This is a genomic window from Streptomyces sp. NBC_01288, assembly GCF_035982055.1.
In the GTDB taxonomy this organism is placed as follows: domain Bacteria; phylum Actinomycetota; class Actinomycetes; order Streptomycetales; family Streptomycetaceae; genus Streptomyces.
This window is the reverse complement of sequence record NZ_CP108427.1, coordinates 8,161,372-8,177,583: the sequence shown is the minus strand read 5'-3', so window position 1 is coordinate 8,177,583 and position 16,212 is coordinate 8,161,372. Positions and strand designations below refer to the sequence as shown.

Genomic DNA, 16,212 nt, shown 5'->3' with positions numbered 1-16,212 from the left:
GGCGATCAATCCATCGATCAATAGTTGATCAACTGTTCGTGACCAGGACCTTCAGGGCCGTGCGCTCGTCCATCGCCTTGTAGCCGTCGGGCACGCCCTCCAGGCTGACCGTCAGGTCGAAGACGGGCGAGGGGTCGATCGTGCCGTCCAGGATGTCCGGCAGCAGCTCCGGGATGTACGTGCGGACCGGTGCGACCCCGCCGCGCAGCGCGATGTTCCGGTCGAACATGACCCCGAGGTCGAGGCCCGTGCCGCTGCCGTGCGGTACGCCGACGAAGCCGATCGCGCCGCCGTCGCGCGCGATGCCGACGGCCGTCCGCATGGACTGCTCGGTGCCGACGGCCTCGACGACGGCGTGTGCGCCCTGGCCGCGGGTGAGTTCGCGGACGGCCGCGACGGCGTCCTCACCGCGTGCGGCGACGACGTCGGTGGCGCCGAAGCGGCGGGCGATGTCCGTGCGCACCTCGTGGCGGCCGAGCGCGATGATCCGCTCGGCGCCGAGGCGCTTGGCGGCGAGCACGGCGCACAGGCCGACCGCTCCGTCGCCCACGACGGCGACAGTGGCGCCCTTGCGGACGCCCGCACCGAGGGCGGCGTGGTGGCCGGTGCCCATGACGTCGGACAGGGTCAGCAGCGCGGACAGCAGGTGGTCGTCGGAGGCCGCCTCCTTCGGCAGCCGTACGAGGGTGCCGTCGGCGAAGGGCACGCGTACCGCCTCGCCCTGGCCGCCGTCGTAGCCCACGGCGCCCCAGAAGCCGCCGTGCACGCAGGAGGTGGTGAGGCCCTCGCGGCAGTAGTCGCAGACGCCGTCGGACCACATGAAGGGCGCGACCACGAGGTCACCGGTCCTGACGCCGTTCACCTCGGAGCCGGTCTCCTCCACGATCCCGAGGAACTCGTGCCCGATGCGCTGCCCCGGCTGCCGGGCCGACTCACCGCGGTACGCCCACAGGTCGCTGCCGCAGATGCAGGCCCGCAGCACCCGGACCACCGCGTCGGTGGGCAGCTGCACCAGAGGCTCAGGGACGTCCTCCACGCGCATGTCGAACGGGGCGTGGATGGTGGTGGCGCGCATGGCGAGGGTCCTTCTCGTCGCGGGTGTGCGGGTGCGGTGCGCTCAGGGGGTGGTCGAGCGCACTTCACGGTACGCCGCCGCCGGTGCGCGGCGCTCGGCGAGGGTGCCGAGCATGCCCTGGACCAGCAGGAACTGTGCGGCGACGTACGTCAGCATGATCCAGACGTCGGGCCTGGGTGGCTGCGGCCAGTCGGCGACCCCGGTCGCGATGAGGGTGTCGGAGACCATGAAGAGCGCCCCGCCGAGCCCGGCGACGAGGCCGAGCCGGGCAGCCGCGGCGCACGCCATGGCCGTCAGGAGGGCGCTGTAGCCGGCCACGGGCACGCGCAGGTCCGCCGGGAGGTCGGGCCACAGCAGCGTGACGGTGAGGGCAAGGGCGACGGCGTACCCGGCGACGAGCAGACCGGCACGCACGCGTGGAACACGTTTCGGGCCGCCGTACGTCCCGAAGAGCGCGAGGTAGCAGAGGTGGCCGGCCGCGAAGCAGGCCATGCCCGCGAGGAAGGCGGGGTCGGCGTCGGAGAGCAGCAGGGTGTCGCCGCCCCAGCCGAGGAGGAGCGCGGCGACGAGGAGCCGGGGTGCGCCGCGCAGGGCCGCGTACCCGGCGAGGAGCGGCATCAGGAGGGGCTTGGTGACGGTGTGGCCGGGGTCGTAGCCGACGGCGAGCGACAGCAGGTCCAGGAAGGCGGCCAGGGCGAAGACGGTCAGGAGCGCGCGGGAGACGGCCGGGCGTGCGGTACGTGGGTTCACGCGGCCGCGGTCTCCTCGGCGGCCGGGACGCCCTGCTCCGGGGCGGGCACCGGCTGCCAGCCCGGTCCCCGGAACACGCGCCCCACGCGCTCGCGCCAACTGGTCGCCGCCTTCAGGTCCTTGGCGATGGCGGCGTACTCATGGGTGGCCACCTTGATCGGGTTGAACGTGTTGATGTTCTTGGTCAACCCGTAGACGGGCCGCTCAACCTCCGGCACGAAGGACCCGAAGAGCCGGTCCCAGACGATGAGGATGCCGCCGAAGTTGCGGTCCAGGTAGCCGCCCTGGGAGGCGTGGTGGACCCGGTGGTGGGACGGGGTATTGAAGACGAATTCAAACCAGCGGGGCATGCGGTCGATCCGCTCGGTGTGGATCCAGAACTGGTAGACGAGGTTCGCCGAGGAGCAGAACGCCAGTGCCGCGGGATGCACGCCCAGAGCGATGAGCGGGACGTAGAACGGCCATACCGTGAGGGTCGTCCAGGGCTGGCGCAGGGCCGTGGTGAGGTTGAACCTGCGGCTGGAGTGGTGGACGACGTGGCAGGCCCACAGGATGCGGATGACGTGGTGGCCGCGGTGGGACCAGTAGTAGAAGAAGTCCTGTCCGAGCAGCATCAGCGGGATCGTCCACCACAGGACGGGCACGCGCAGCGGGGTGAGTTCGTAGATCGCCGTGTAGACCGCGACGATCGGGATCTTCCAGAGGAAGTCGAAGACGAGGCTCCCGAGCCCCATGCCGACGCTCGTGACGGCGTCCTTCGTCTCGTAGCCCGCCGCGTCCTCGTCGGGATGGACGCGCACGCTGATCATCTCGATCACGGTGAGCAGCACGAAGGCGGGTATCGACCAGAGCACGGCATCGGGCAGGTTCGGCATGGATGAACCGTAAAACCGCGAATCGGCCACGCCTAGACGTTGTTACCCACAAGTATTACCTGGGGTACGCGCTTGCTTGTTGGCGATCTCCGCCAACAGGTCACCCAACCGGTCACGCTCCCGCAGCCCCCAACAGTGTCCCCGCCACATACGTCACCGCCATCGCCAGCGCTCCCCCGGCCACGTTCCGTACGATCGCGAGCTTCGGGTCGGCCGCGCCGAGGCGGGCGCTGGTCCAGCCGGTGAAGACGAGAGCGGCCAGGGACGAGACGACGGTGACGCCGAGGCGCCAGTCGGCCGGGGGCAGGACGATCGCCAGGAGGGGCAGCAGGGCGCCGGCCGTGAAGGACAGGAAGCTCGCCCAGGCCGCGTGCCAGGGGTTGGTGAGGTCGTCGGGGTCGATGCCGAGCTCCACGCTGGCGTGGGCGCGCAGGGCGTCGCGTTCCGTGAGCTGGACGGCCGCTTCCCTGGCCACGTCGCGGGTCAGGCCGCGGTCCTGGAGGAGTTCGGTCAACTCCTCCAGTTCGGCCTCGGGTTGCTCCTTCAGCTCGCGCTTCTCCATGGCCAGCGCGGCCTTCTCGGAGTCGCGCTGCGTCGATACGGACACGTACTCCCCCGCCGCCATCGACATGGAGCCGGCGAGGAGACCCGCAAGGCCGGCCGTCAGCAGCGCCGAGCGGTCGGACGTGGCACCGGCCACGCCGACGACGAGACCGGCGGTCGACAGGATGCCGTCGTTCGCGCCGAGGACCGCGGCCCGCAGCCAGTTCAGCCGGGAACCGAGGCTGCCGCCGTGGGCCTCGGAGTGGGACTCGCCGTTGGTTTCAGTCACCCCCGGAGGATTCCACCCCGGGCCTCACCACACCCGTACCGACGCCCCTCTCGCGAACACCGGGCTCGTCGCGCCCGCCGGCGGTTCGGCGAGCGGCTCCGCGATCTCGGTCACCGTGGGGCCGACCTTCGCCGCGATCGGGTCCAGGGCGTCGAGGTCGAAGCCGTAGACGCGGGCCGCGTTGCCGCCCACCATGGCGGCGACTTCCTCGCGCGGCACGCGCGCGTAGGCGAAGCGGAGGCCCTCCCTGGAGTACGGGTAGGTGCCCTCGTCGTGCGGATAGTCGCTGCCCCACATGATCTTCTCGATGCCGATGCGGTCGCGCAGGGGCACCTCATGGGGGCGCATGAAACTGGCGCCCACGAAGCAGTTGTCGCGCCATACCTCCGAGGGACCCTTGCCCATCGAAGTGGCGAGCCCCGCGCCGAACTTGGACTCCGCGGTCGACGCCTTCGACGCCGCCGCGACCAGGCGCCCGTGGTAGTAGTCCAGCATGTCGAGCACCCCGGGTATCCAGCCGGAACCCTGCTCGGTCAGGACCAGCTTCAGGTTCGGGTGACGGCGGAAGGCGCCGCCGAAGATCAGGTGCCACAGGGCGCGGTGCGAGAACCAGGTCGTCTCGACCATGTACACCGCGCGGGCGGCCGGTTCGTCGCCCAGGGGCGGGGAGGCCGAGCCCGCGTGGTGGTTGACGGGGACGCCGAGTTCCGCGCAGACGGCCCAGATCGGGTCGTACGTCGACGAGTACAGCTCCGGCAGTCCTGAGCCGGGTGGAGTGCCGGGCAGCAGCAACCCGCCCCTGAGACCTGCCTCGACCGCCCACCGGATCTCCTGGACGGCCTCCTGGACGTCGTTGAGGAGAATCTGGAAGACACCCGCCCGTCGGCCCGGCGCGGCCGCGCAGAAGTCCGCCAGCCAGCGGTTGTGGGCCCGCAGGCCGGCCCAACGGCGCCGGAACTCCTCGGCCGTGGGCGCGGGTGCCATCAGGGAGCCGGACGGGAAGAACGGCGGGATGGTGTTCGGGAAGACGACCTCCGCGACGATCCCGTCCTCCTCCAACTCCGTGATCCGCCGCCCGGAGTTCCAGTTCTTGTCGGCCGTGTCGGCGAGCAGGTCCTGGTACGGGTTGACATACTCGGCCGCCCACGCGTCGAACTCGTCGTGGTACCGCTTCTCCAAGTAGGGCCGGTAGTCCAGGAGATCGGCGCCCGCGTGGCAGTCCGCGGAGATGACCGTGTACCGGTCCGCGCCGTCGGAACCGACAGACCCCGTGGAGCCCGTGGAGGTCATGGCGTCGCCCCCAGGACCGGGAAGTCGTGGTCGGTCAGCCAGTGCCGCCCCACCTCGCGCGAGCGCGACCAGGACGCCGTCACGGCCGCCTGGTCGTCCTGCTGGCCGAGTTCGGTGGGGGTCGGGCCGATCCGGTGGGCCAGCGGGGTCAGCGCCGCCGTATCGAAGCCGAAGGCGTCCGCCGCCGCGAGGCCCAGCATGCGGCGGGTCTCGTCCACCGGGATGTCGTGGAAGGTGCGCTTCAGCCACGCGCGCGTGTCGGGCCAGGTGCCCTCGGGGTGCGGGAAGTCGCTGCCCCAGAGGATGTTGTCGACGCCGATCTCATAGCGCTGGGCCAGTTCTCGGCGCTTGGTGTTGGTGGCGCAGATGAAGATCTGCCGGTCGAGGTACTCGCTCGGCGGCCGTTTCAGCTCCGCGAACGGCGAGAGCTTCTTGCCGCCGTGGGCGCCCAGGTAGAGGCGGTCCATGAACCACAGCTGGTTCGGCAGCCACCAGCAACCCGACTCCGCCACACCGAACTTGAGGCCCGGGTGACGTTCGAAGACCCCGGACCAGAGCAGGAACCAGAGCGGCCGGGCCGGCCACCAGGTCACCTCGCTCACATAGATGCCCAGATGGTCGCCGTACTCGTGGCGGGGCGCCGCCCCGGAGTGCGTGAGAACGGGCATCCCGCACTCGGCCGCCGCCGCCCACACGGGGTCGTAACGGCGGTCGTGGTAGGGCTCCTTGTCGACCCACATGGAGGGGATCATCAGGGCGCCGAGGCCCGACTCCTTGGCGCGGTGGATCTCCGCGACAACCTTTCCCGTAGGAGCCGTCACGGGCAACAGGGCGACTCCGCAGTGCCGTTGGGGGTTCTCGGAGACGAAGTCGGCGAGCCAGCGGTTGTGCGCCTGCGCGCCCGCCATGCCCAACTCCGGGTCCTGGTCCCCGGAAAGGCCGAGACCGACCCCGAAGGGTGCGGCCGTCTGGCTGTCCACGGCATCGGCGTCCGGGAAGACCACCTCGGCGGCCACCCCGTCCCCGTCCAGCTCCTTGAGGCGCTGTGCGGTGTCCCAACCCCCGCGCAGGCCTTCCTCGTTGTCCTGGAACCACTTGGCCGCGAACGCCTCGTTGCGGATGCCGAGCCGGGTCATCTCCTCGCGGCGGCGGTCGCGTCCGGCGAGGAACTCGTCGAAGTCCCGGTGGAACCGGGCGTCCAGATAGGGCCGGTACTCCTCGGTGGGCAGTCCGGCATGGCAGTCGGAGGAGATGATCAGGTACGGCTCCTGGTCGGTCACAACAGCCCCCTCAGTCCAGGATGAAGCTCTCTAGGTACGACGGGTTCGCGCGGTCGAGCATCGAGCCCGCCCTCGCCCGGATCTGGGCGTCGCTGTGCTCGCTCTCGGGCAGCAGCCAGAAGCGGTCCGCGCGGACGCCGTCCACGACGAGGTCGGCGACCTCCTCGACGGGCGTGAAGGCGACCTCCTTGCCCGCCTCCTTCATCGCGGTCTCCCACTGGTCGAGGCTGCGATAAGGGGTCCTACGGGGGCGCTCTTTGGCGTACCGGTCGGGCCGGTTGCGGTGCGACTCCCACAGGCCCGTGCGCAGCATGTGCGGCCCCGGGAAGAGCACCGAGGCGCCCACGCGCGCGTGCTCCGCCTTCAAGTGGGCGTACAGGGATTCGGTCATCGTCACGACGGCGGCCTTGGTGACGGCGTACACCGAGGCGGTGGGCAGCGGGGCGATACCGCCGTCCCCGGAGGACGTGTTGACGACATGACCGGGTTGACCGGACTTGATCATCCTCGGCACGAACGCCTGGATGCCGTGGAAGACACCCCACACGTTGACGGCGAACGCCCACTGCCAGTCGTTCGGTTCGTGCTCCCACATCCGGCCCTCGGCACCCGAGCCGACCCCGGCGTTGTTGCACAGGACGTGGACGGCGCCGTACGTCTCGTAGGCCGACTCGGCGAGATCCAGGACCTGTTGGCGTACGCCGACGTCGACCACGCGCGCGTGCACGTCGGCACCGTCGGCGCGCAGATCGGCGGCGGCCTTGTCGAGGGCCCCCTGCTCGACGTCGGCGAGGACCACCTTGAGCCCGTCGGCGGCGAACCGCCGTGCCATCGCGAGCCCGATCCCGCTCGCGGCCCCGGTGACGACGGCGACCTGACCCTCCCCCAACTCCATTACGCACTCCCCTCGGGCGGTCCGTCGTGGATCTGCTGCGGGTCGTCGTAGCGCTGGTGGATGTACGGCAACAGGGCCCGCGCGTCGACCCGTTCGACGACCCTGCCGCGCTGGTCGCTGGTCTTCTCGCCGATGGTGATGTCGACGAGAGTGCGTACCGGGAGGTCGGCGACCGGGTCGTACATGGACTCCCGTAGAACGACGTCTCCGGTGACGCGTTCGAGGCGGCGGACCTTCTCGTTGCGCAGGCAGTGCACGAGCACGGGGTCGGCGTCGAAGCCCGAACCGTCCACCGCGGGAAGGAACTTGAAGTAGAAGTCGGTCTTCTGGGTCGGCCCGGGGAGGGGCAGTTCCTCGCTGATCGCGCCGCGGACCTCCACGAACGCGATGCCGTGCCGGGCGAGGGACGCGTGCACGACGAGGCCCACGCGCTCGACGGTCACCTCGCCGAGTTTCTTGGGCTCTCCGAAGACCTCGCGGCCGCCGGTGAGGGCCCGTTCGTGGGTCATCGGCATCACCAGGGGGTACCAGCCCTCGACGCCGTCGTGCGCGGCGGCGACCGCGAACGAGCCCGCGCCCAGGGGGTATCCGGTCAGCTCCACCTTGCTGATGTTCACCCGGACCAGGGGCCGCCCGGTGGGCTTGAGGGGCGGCGGCAGGACCGCCGCGACCGCGTCCGGGTCGCTCTCCCAGACGGCCACCACACCGGTGGACCAGATGTCGGGGAGCTTGGAGCTCGCCGTGCGTGCGGCGGCGATCTCCGCCTCGGTCCGTGCGCCGTACCGTACGCGTGCCATACGCCGTACCGCCCTTCGTAGGCCGTCATCCGTCAGGCGGGCAGCACGCTTGCACCGGGCGGGCAAAAGGTCCATAGCCACGCGCACGCGCATTCGGCGGGCCCGAACGGGCGGGCGGGGCGGGCGACCTGAGGGACAGGACTGTCAGTGGCGGCCCGTATCCTCAGTGACCATGCTCGAAGACCACTCGCCGACAGTGTCCGCAGCCACTCCGTGGCCGGCCGCATATCCCCAGGGGTATGCGGTAGTTGACGTGGAGACCACCGGCCTGGCCCGGGACGACCGGATAATCTCCGCGGCCGTCTACCGTCTGGACGCGCTCGGCGAGGTCGAGGACCACTGGTACACGATGGTCAACCCGGAGCGCGATCCCGGCCCCGTGTGGATCCACGGTCTGACGAGTGACGTCCTGGAGGGCGCGCCCCTCTTCAAGGACATCGCCGAGGAGTTCGCGACCCGCCTGGAGGGCCGGGTGTTGGTCGCGCACAACGCGGTCTTCGACTGGCAGATGATCGCGCGGGAGTACGCGCGCGTGCAGATCGAGCCCCCGGTCCGCCAGCGGCTGTGCACCATCGCGCTTTCCAAGGAGCTGAGCCTGCCGCTGCCCAACCACAAACTGGAGTCCCTGGCAGCGCACTTCGGCGTCGTCCAGCAGCGCGCGCACCACGCGCTCGACGACGCGCGCGTGCTCGCGGAAGCCTTCCGCCCGAGCCTCCGGGCGGCGGCTCAGGGCGGCGTACGGCTGCCGCTGCACGAGTGCCGGCCGCTGACGGAATGGGCCCAGCCCGCACCCCGGATCGGGCAGCAGGCGGGGGGCTACGGCGGCTTCGGGGCGGGCGGTTGGCGTCCCGCGCGCAAGCGGCCCGCGTGCCCGTACCCCAACCCGGGGCGCTTCGAGGACGGCAGGCCGCTCAAGCAGGGGATGCGGATCGCGTTCTCCGGGGACACGTCCGTCGAGCGCGAGCTGCTGGAGGACCGGGCCGTGGAGGCCGGCCTGCATGTCGCGACGAGCCTGTCCCGGCTGACCAGCCTCCTCGTTACGAACGACCCGGACTCGGGCACCTCGAAGGTGGTCAAGGCCAAGCAGTTCGGCACGCCGGTGGTGGACGAGGCGGCGTTCGGGCAGCTGCTGCGGGACGTCGAGGCGGCGGGCTGAGCGCGCCGCGCGGGGCCGTACGCCCTGCGGCCGATCACCTCGGTCGCACGGACCGAGCGCGCCGCACGGACCGTACGGACGGGTGATTGTCGTACGACTCGCCCCGCGCCCGCTCGCCCGTGCCCGGCGGACGGCCCACCCTGTGGCGCATGGCGAGATGTGAAGTATGCGGCAATGACTACGGCATGAGCTTCGAGGTGCACGCGCAGGGCGCGGTGCACGTCTTCGACTGCTTCTCCTGCGCGATCCACCGCATGGCCCCGATCTGCGAGCACTGCCGGGTGCAGATCATCGGCCAGGGCGTGGAGGTCGAGGGCCGCTGGTTCTGCGGGGGCCACTGTGCGCGGGCGGAGGGGATGGTGGGGATCATCGACAAGGTGTGAGCCACCGGCCTTCCGGGAGCCGGACCCCGTATCCCTTCCGGTACCCCCCTGAATGCGCCCCACGACCGAGTTGTACGGTCGTGGGGTGTACCGCTTCCTGATGTCCCGGCAGTGGGTGATCCTCGCGTTGATCACCCTTCTCCTGATCCCGACGATGATCAGGCTGGGCATCTGGCAGATGCACCGCTACGAGATGCGCAGCGCCCGGAACCAGTTGGTCACGAACGCGCTGCACGCCAAGCCGGTCCCCGTGGAGACGATCAGCACCCCGGGGCACGCGGTCACCCGTACGGAGAAGTACCGCACCGTCACCGCGACCGGCACCTTCGAGACTTCTAAAGAAGTCGTCGTCCGGCGTCGTACCAATGACGACGACGAGGTCGGCTTCCATGTCCTCACCCCGTTCGTGTTGACGGACGGCAAGGTCGTGTTGATCAACCGTGGATGGATCCCGGCGACGGGGGTGCAGACGGCCTTCCCGAAGATCCCCGCGCCCCCGAGCGGCAAGACCACGATCACCGGACGCCTGATGGCCGACGAGACGACCGCGGCCAGCGGCATCAAGGACATCAAGGGCCTGCCCGATCGCCAGATCATGTTGATCAACAGCGAGGAGCAGGCGAAGCGGCTCGACGCCCAGGTGCTCGGCGGTTACGTCGAGCAGACCGCGCCGGAGCCGAAGGGTGACACGCCGGAGCAGATCTCCGACCCGGGCAAGGAAGACGCCCCGCTGAACTACGCGTACATGATCCAGTGGTGGCTGTTCGCCGCGGCCGTACCCGTCGGCTACGTGGTCCTCGCCCGCCGCGAGGCCCGCGACCGCCGGGAGGCGGCGGCGAAGGAAGAGCAGGCAGCGGAGGCCGAGCCCGCGACCGTGTGAGCCGGGCTCCCGCGACCGTGTGACCCGGGCTTCTCTTCACCCGCCCGGCCCCGAACCTTGATTGCCTCACCGACAGGCAGGGAACCCGCACCCCGTGCACCCACGTATCGAGGACTACGCCCTCATCGGCGACGAACAGACCGCGGCCCTGGTCGGCATGGACGGCTCGGTCGACTGGCTGTGCCTGCCACGCTTCGACTCGGCCGCCTGCTTCGCCAGAATGCTCGGCGACGAGGACAACGGCCACTGGCGCATCGCCCCCAAGGGCGCGGACCGCTGCACCCGCCGCGCCTACCGCCCCGACACCCTGGTCCTGGACACGGAGTGGGAGACCGACGAAGGCACGATCCGTGTCACCGACCTGATGCCCCAGCGCCACCGCGCCCCCGACGTCGTACGCATCGTGGAAGGCGTCAGCGGCAAGGTCACCGTCCACAGCAGGCTCCGTCTCCGCTTCGACTACGGCGCGGTCGTGCCGTGGATGCGCCGGTCCGACGGGCACCATGTGGCCGTCGCGGGCCCCGACTCGGTGTGGCTGCGCAGCGAGCCCGAGGTGCGCACCTGGGGCGAGGACTTCAGCACCCTCTCGGAGTTCACCGTCGAGGCCGGCCAGAGGGTCGCCTTCGTCCTCACCTGGCACCCCTCGCACGAGCCCCGTCCGCCGCTCGTCGACCCCTACAAGTCGCTGCGCACCAGCGTCGCGGACTGGAGGCGCTGGGTGGCCCGCTGCCGCTACGACGGCCCGTACAGGGACGCGGTCGTGCGGTCCCTGATCACGCTCAAGGCGCTCACCTACCGCCCGACCGGTGGCATCGTCGCCGCGGCCACCACGTCACTCCCCGAGGAGATGGGCGGCGTCCGCAACTGGGACTACCGCTACTGCTGGCTGCGCGATTCGAGCCTCACCCTGGGCGCCCTGGTCGCCGCGGGCTACCACAAGGAGGCCGAGGCCTGGCGCGACTGGCTGCTCCGCGCGGTCGCCGGCGATCCCGCGGACCTCCAGATCATGTACGGCGTGGCGGGCGAACGACGGCTCCCCGAGTTCGAACTGCCGCACCTCTCCGGCTTCGCCGGTTCGGCCCCCGTCCGGATCGGCAACGGCGCCGTCAACCAGCTCCAACTCGACGTCTACGGAGAGGTCCTGGACTCCCTGTGGCTGGCCCGCCGCGCGGGTCTGTCCCCCAAGCCGCACATGTGGTCGCTCCAGGCCGTCCTCCTGGAGTGGCTGCGCGCGCAGTGGCAGCAGCCGGACGAGGGCCTGTGGGAGGTGCGCGGCGGACGCCGGCACTTCGTGCACTCCAAGGTCATGGTGTGGGTGGCCGCCGACCGCGCCGTCCGCACCCTGGAAGAGTACGCCGACCTGCCCGGCGACCTGGAGGGCTGGCGCGAGCTGCGGGACGCGGTGCACCGGGACGTGTGCGAGAAGGGCTACGACCCGGAACGCAACACGTTCACGCAGTACTACGGCTCGCAGGAACTCGACGCCGCCCTGCTGCTCATCCCCCGCTTCGGCTTCCTGCCGCCCGATGATCCGCGGGTCGTCGGCACGGTCGACGCGGTCCGCGAGGCCCTGGGCCATGACGGCTTCGTTCGCCGCTACGACACCGCCGCCGACACCCAGGTGGACGGGCTGCCCGGCGACGAGGGCGCCTTCCTGGCGTGCTCCTTCTGGCTCGTGGACGCACTCCAGATGACGGGCCGCCGGAAGGAGGCCCGGGTGCTTTTCGAGCGGCTGGTGGGGCTCGCGAACGACGTGGGGCTGCTCGCGGAGGAGTACGACCCGGTGGCCGGCCGTCTGCTGGGCAACTTCCCGCAGGCGTTCAGCCACATCGGCCTGGTGAACACCGCCCTCACCCTGTTCGGGGACGAGGAGGCAGGATAGGGGTCATGGATCTTGGACTGAAGGACCGGGTGTACGTCGTCACCGGGGCCACCCGTGGGCTGGGCAACGCCGCCGCGCGCGAGCTGGTGGCCGACGGCGCGAAGGTGGTCGTCACCGGGCGCGACGAGAAGCGGGCCGCCGACGCGGCGGCCGAGCTGGGGCCGAACGCGGTCGGCGTGTCCGTCGACAACGCCGACGCGGAGGCACCGGCCCGGCTGATCGCCGCCGCGCGCGAGCACTTCGGGGGCTTCGACGGCATCCTCGTGAGCGTCGGCGGACCACCGCCCGGGTTCGTCGCCGACACCACCGACGAGCAGTGGCAGTCGTCGTTCGAGTCGGTGTTCCTGGGCGCGGTGCGACTCGCCCGCGCGGCGGCCGAGGAGTTGGGGGCGGGCGGTGTCATCGGCTTCGTGCTCTCCGGGTCGGTGCACGAGCCGATCCCCGGGCTGACGATCTCGAACGCCTTGCGGCCCGGCCTCGCCGGTTTCGCCAAGTCCCTCGCGGACGAGCTGGGCCCGCGCGACATCCGTGTCCTGGGGCTGCTGCCGGCCCGTATCGACACGGACCGCGTGCGCGAGCTGGACGGGCTGTCCGCGGACCCGGTGGCCACGCGTGCGGCCAACGAGTCGCGGATTCCGCTGCGGCGGTACGGGACTTCGGACGAGTTCGGGCGGGTGGCGGCGTTTCTGCTGTCGCCGGCCGCGTCCTATCTGACGGGGATCATGGTGCCTGTCGACGGTGGGATGCGGCACGGGTTCTGACGCTCCGTCAACTCAATCCCCGCTCAGCCAACCCATCAGTCAACCTGTCAACTCACCCGCTCCGCGCGGTGCTTGACGCCCGTCAGACGGACCTCCGTCGGCAGCGTCTCCAGGCCGGCCGAATCGCGGGCGTGGGCAAGGGCGTTGGCCGTCAGGTGGTCGAGGGCGACTCCGGGGTCCACGTGCGGTTCCAGGCTGAGCTGGACGCGGGCCTCGGGTGCGGTGCGGGTGCCGGCGAGCCGCACGTGCGCGTGGGCCACGCCGTCCAGGGCGCCCGCGTCGGTGGCGAGGACGCCCTCCAGGGCGCGGCCCCGCAGTAGCGCACCCTCGCCGTCACCGGTGCTGACGGCGACCTCGGTGAGCCGACGGCGCCGTAGCACCGCGACGAGCCACCACAGAGCCAGCAGGACGAGGACGGCGAGCACGGCGAGGACCGTCGGCCACCACCAGCCGTCGCCCCGCCAGCGCGTGCGCCGGGCGTCGCTCAGCAGGACGTCGTGGCGCCCGTCGTAGATCCACCAGGAGGGCGGCTTCACACCGAGGCCTACGGCGAGTACCGAGCCGCCGAGCACGAGCAGTACGAGGCCCACGACACCGATCACCGCGCGGTTGACGATCCTGAGCATCGGCCTCATCCCTTCCGGCCGGAACGGCCGACGTGCACCGACAGCGCGGGTGGCCGGGCGAGTCCTAGCCCGGTGATCGCGTCGCCGAGCACGGCGTCCAAGTCGGCCCGTACGTCGTCGAGTTCACGGAAATGCGACACCGCGCGGACGTCGGCTCTGGTCCGGCTGGTCCGTACGCGGACCGACTGCACGCCCGAGACCTCCATGGCCCGGTCGCGCAGCACCATCGCGGCGGCGGCGCGTTGCAGGCCGGCCCGGACGTCGGCGTGGGTGCGGCGCATCGGCAGCACCTGGCGCAGGCCGGGTGTCACCGCGAGCACGATCAGCCAGAGGCCGAGGGCGGCGGCGATGCCGGCGCCGATGAGCACCCAGGTGTCGTCCAGGGGGCGTTGGGCGAGCTGCCGGGCCAGTTCCCGGCGCCAGTGCGCGGCGGGCCGCTCCGCGCGCACGGCGGTGACGTCGTAGAGCAGGGCGCCGGCGCCGGCGAGCAGCAGGACGGCGACGATGGCCGCGGGGACGCGGCGCGCCGACCAGAAGCGGCCGCCCTTGCCGTCCCCGTCATGGACGACGGGAACGGGGTCGTAGTCGGACGCGGCGGTGTACCCGCCGTGGCCGGGATCGGTCTCCTTCTCGATGACCGGTAGTCGTTGGGTCGTGCCGTCGGAGCCCTGGGGCTCGCTCATCGCGTCCTCCCCTGTGCCGCGCCATGTGCCGGATGGAGCCGTTCCACTTGGACGGCGACCTCGGGCACTTCCATGCCCACCAACGCGCGTACCCGCTGAACCACCTGTCGACGCACCTGAAAACAGCGGGCGCCGATGTCGCAGGGATAGTCGAGTTCGAGGTGCACGCGTACGCGTACCGTTTCGTGGTGTACGACGACGGTGGCATGCGGCGACGCGGCGTCCGGGTGCAGTGGTCCGAGCGCCTCGCGCGCGGCCTGCGCGGCGATCTTCGCCACGACCCGGTCGGCGATCCGGGTGGCGCCCCGCTCACCGGGTGCGACGACCGCCAGGGGTCTGCCGCGCTCGTCGACCGAGCCGTCCCGGCCGCTCACGGGCGTCATCGCCGCCGGTCGTCACGCGAGCGGAAGAAGTCGCCGAGTTCCAGGTCCCCCTCCAGGAACCGGCCGACGACGAACCCGATGGCGCCCAGGGCCGCCACCAGCAGGAAGGCCCCGAACCCGCCGAAGTATCCGGCGAAGCCCAGTGCCATTCCGGCGATCATGCCGACCATGGCCCTGCTCATCCTGCGCTCCTCAGCTCGTTCGTCGGCCCGCTCGTTGACTCGTTCGTCGGCTCGGTCACTGGAGCCTGGGCTCCGGTTCGTCGTCCTCTTCGTCCGGCAGCTTCACGTCGCTGACCGCGATGTTGACCTCGACGACTTCGAGGCCGGTCATCCGTTCCACGGCGGCGATGACGTTCTCCCGTACGGCACGGGCCACGTCCGCGATCGACACCCCGTAGTCGACGACGATCTCCAGGTCGAGCGCGGTCTGCACCTCGCCGACCTCGGCCTTCACACCCCGGGACACCGACTTCGTACCGCCGGGCACCCGGTCGCGCACGGCCCCGAAGGTGCGGGACAGCCCGCTGCCCATGGCGTGGACGCCCAGGACGTCCCGGGCGGCCAGCCCGGCGATCTTCTCCACCACGCCGTCGGCGATGGTGGTCCGCCCCCGGGACGCGGGGTCGCCGCCGCCGCGTTTGGTGGGGGGTTTGCGGGTCTGTACGGACTCCCGCTCACCGTCGGGGTCCTGTGTCCGGTTCCGCTCCGTCATGTCGGTCATCGCCGTACATCCCTTTCGGTCGTCGTCCTTCGACCACCGTAAGTGCGGTTGCTCGGTCCCGCGCTGGACATGCGGCAGGCTGGAGGAATGACGGCGGACGCGTGGACTGGGAATCAGGGGCGGCGCGAAGCGCCTTCGAACAGGGCGGTGGTGGGCGACGGGCGGGCAGTACGGCATCAATTGCGGCTCGGCAGGTTGCTGCCCCTGGGTGATCGGCGCGACGGCGCGTGGATCGCCGAGCGGGCGGCCGAGGCCGTACTGCGGGGCGCGGCGGAGCAGGTGCGGGGCGTGCGGCTGGGCGCGCTGCGGATCGGGCTCGCCGACCCGGCGGACGCGCACGAGCCCGCCGTACCGCCTCCGCCGGGTGCGCTGCCGCCCGGGCCGCTGCGGATCACGGCCGACTGCGCCGCCGTGGCGACCGAACCCCTGCCGGCCGCGGCGTCCCGGCTGCGCACGGCCCTGGCTACGGCCGCTGCGGAGCGGCTCGGTCTGGTGGTGGACGAGGTTGATCTACAGGTGACGGTCCTGCTGGACCATATGGACGACGTTGACGGCATGGACGACGTCGACCGTGTGGACGATGCGGATCACGATCCCGCTGCCGACATTGACCATGTTGATGACATTGATCGTGTGGACGATGTTGATCGTGTTGACGGCGACGACGAGTCCCTGGTCGCCGCCGCCGCGCTCGCCGTCCCGGGCGTGGTCCGGCTGACCGGCGCGCTGGGCGGGCTCGGCCGCGCTGTGCACATCGAGGAGGTCGCGGGTGAGGGGACGCTGCCGCGTCGCCACGCGCGTGTGGAGCTCGCGGTGCGCGCGGACCGCCGGGCCCTGGATGTGGCCCGGGAGGTCCGCGCGGGGGTCGGCGAGGCGCTGCCGGATCACCCGACCGTGGCCGTACTGGTCACCAAGGTGCACTGACGGCAAGGTGGGTTGAC

At 71.2% G+C, this 16,212-nt stretch carries 19 protein-coding genes; 6 read left to right on the top strand and 13 right to left on the bottom strand.

The genetic code is table 11. The features are described 5' to 3' along the window. Positions 1–28 precede the first annotated feature (28 nt). The 8 genes from OG194_RS36760 to OG194_RS36725 all read right to left on the bottom strand — a co-directional run bounded on the left by OG194_RS36760 (position 29) and on the right by OG194_RS36725 (position 7,794). Entirely contained in the window at positions 29–1,075 is a 1,047-nt protein-coding gene (locus OG194_RS36760) for a zinc-dependent alcohol dehydrogenase family protein (RefSeq protein ID WP_327405063.1), read from the bottom strand. 42 nt (positions 1,076–1,117) lie between these two features. Next, positions 1,118–1,825 (bottom strand): lysoplasmalogenase, encoded by a 708-nt coding sequence (locus OG194_RS36755; RefSeq protein WP_327405062.1) that lies wholly within the window; start codon positions 1,823–1,825, stop codon positions 1,118–1,120. Beyond that, positions 1,822–2,700, bottom strand: a complete 879-nt coding sequence (locus OG194_RS36750) for a sterol desaturase family protein (protein WP_327405061.1) — start codon at positions 2,698–2,700, stop codon at positions 1,822–1,824. Before OG194_RS36750 ends, OG194_RS36755 begins: the two co-directional genes overlap by 4 nt. Before the next feature lie 112 nt (positions 2,701–2,812). Continuing rightward, entirely contained in the window at positions 2,813–3,532 is a 720-nt protein-coding gene (locus tag OG194_RS36745) for a VIT1/CCC1 transporter family protein (RefSeq protein WP_327405060.1), read from the bottom strand. A 24-nt stretch (positions 3,533–3,556) separates the two neighbouring features. Beyond that, positions 3,557–4,822: an amidohydrolase family protein gene (locus OG194_RS36740; protein ID WP_327405059.1), complete on the bottom strand. Its 1,266-nt coding sequence runs from the start codon at positions 4,820–4,822 to the stop codon at positions 3,557–3,559. Then, on the bottom strand, positions 4,819–6,102 hold the full coding sequence (locus OG194_RS36735; RefSeq protein ID WP_327405058.1) for an amidohydrolase family protein: 1,284 nt from the start codon (positions 6,100–6,102) through the stop codon (positions 4,819–4,821). The genes OG194_RS36740 and OG194_RS36735 overlap by 4 nt, the downstream gene beginning before the upstream one ends. A gap of 10 nt (positions 6,103–6,112) precedes the next feature. Continuing rightward, positions 6,113–6,997: an SDR family NAD(P)-dependent oxidoreductase gene (locus OG194_RS36730; RefSeq protein WP_327405057.1), complete on the bottom strand. Its 885-nt coding sequence runs from the start codon at positions 6,995–6,997 to the stop codon at positions 6,113–6,115. Then, positions 6,997–7,794: an acetoacetate decarboxylase family protein gene (locus tag OG194_RS36725; protein ID WP_327405056.1), complete on the bottom strand. Its 798-nt coding sequence runs from the start codon at positions 7,792–7,794 to the stop codon at positions 6,997–6,999. Before OG194_RS36725 ends, OG194_RS36730 begins: the two co-directional genes overlap by 1 nt. A gap of 172 nt (positions 7,795–7,966) precedes the next feature. On the opposite strand from OG194_RS36725, the gene OG194_RS36720 reads away from it, so the two are divergent. The 5 genes from OG194_RS36720 to OG194_RS36700 all read left to right on the top strand — a co-directional run bounded on the left by OG194_RS36720 (position 7,967) and on the right by OG194_RS36700 (position 12,856). Next, positions 7,967–8,950 (top strand): DEDDh family exonuclease, encoded by a 984-nt coding sequence (locus OG194_RS36720; protein WP_327405055.1) that lies wholly within the window; start codon positions 7,967–7,969, stop codon positions 8,948–8,950. A 149-nt stretch (positions 8,951–9,099) separates the two neighbouring features. After that, complete coding sequence (locus OG194_RS36715; protein WP_033286388.1) at positions 9,100–9,333, top strand: hypothetical protein; 234 nt, start codon at positions 9,100–9,102, stop codon at positions 9,331–9,333. 85 nt (positions 9,334–9,418) lie between these two features. After that, complete coding sequence (locus OG194_RS36710) at positions 9,419–10,213, top strand: SURF1 family cytochrome oxidase biogenesis protein (protein WP_327405054.1); 795 nt, start codon at positions 9,419–9,421, stop codon at positions 10,211–10,213. 94 nt (positions 10,214–10,307) lie between these two features. Next, entirely contained in the window at positions 10,308–12,095 is a 1,788-nt protein-coding gene (locus OG194_RS36705) for a glycoside hydrolase family 15 protein (RefSeq protein ID WP_327405053.1), read from the top strand. Between the two features lie 5 nt (positions 12,096–12,100). Next, on the top strand, positions 12,101–12,856 hold the full coding sequence (locus OG194_RS36700; protein WP_327405052.1) for an SDR family oxidoreductase: 756 nt from the start codon (positions 12,101–12,103) through the stop codon (positions 12,854–12,856). Positions 12,857–12,903: 47 nt separating this feature from the next. Here the strand turns inward: OG194_RS36700 and amaP are convergent, their stop codons facing one another. The 5 genes from amaP to OG194_RS36675 are packed head-to-tail and all read right to left on the bottom strand — an operon-like array spanning position 12,904 to position 15,271. After that, on the bottom strand, positions 12,904–13,482 hold the full coding sequence (amaP, locus tag OG194_RS36695; protein ID WP_327405051.1) for an alkaline shock response membrane anchor protein AmaP: 579 nt from the start codon (positions 13,480–13,482) through the stop codon (positions 12,904–12,906). A 5-nt stretch (positions 13,483–13,487) separates the two neighbouring features. Beyond that, on the bottom strand, positions 13,488–14,165 hold the full coding sequence (locus tag OG194_RS36690; RefSeq protein WP_327405050.1) for a DUF6286 domain-containing protein: 678 nt from the start codon (positions 14,163–14,165) through the stop codon (positions 13,488–13,490). Further along, complete coding sequence (locus tag OG194_RS36685) at positions 14,162–14,548, bottom strand: Asp23/Gls24 family envelope stress response protein (protein WP_327405049.1); 387 nt, start codon at positions 14,546–14,548, stop codon at positions 14,162–14,164. The genes OG194_RS36690 and OG194_RS36685 overlap by 4 nt, the downstream gene beginning before the upstream one ends. Continuing rightward, the gene (locus OG194_RS36680) at positions 14,545–14,730 is read right to left on the bottom strand and encodes a hypothetical protein (protein ID WP_327405048.1); all 186 of its coding nucleotides are present in this window, start codon (positions 14,728–14,730) and stop codon (positions 14,545–14,547) included. Before OG194_RS36680 ends, OG194_RS36685 begins: the two co-directional genes overlap by 4 nt. 55 nt (positions 14,731–14,785) lie before the next feature. Further along, positions 14,786–15,271 (bottom strand): Asp23/Gls24 family envelope stress response protein, encoded by a 486-nt coding sequence (locus OG194_RS36675; RefSeq protein WP_033286381.1) that lies wholly within the window; start codon positions 15,269–15,271, stop codon positions 14,786–14,788. An 87-nt stretch (positions 15,272–15,358) separates the two neighbouring features. Here OG194_RS36675 and OG194_RS36670 point away from each other — a divergent pair, with 87 nt between their 5' ends. Further along, on the top strand, positions 15,359–16,195 hold the full coding sequence (locus tag OG194_RS36670) for a nucleopolyhedrovirus P10 family protein (RefSeq protein ID WP_327405047.1): 837 nt from the start codon (positions 15,359–15,361) through the stop codon (positions 16,193–16,195). The last annotated feature ends 17 nt before the right edge of the window (positions 16,196–16,212 follow it).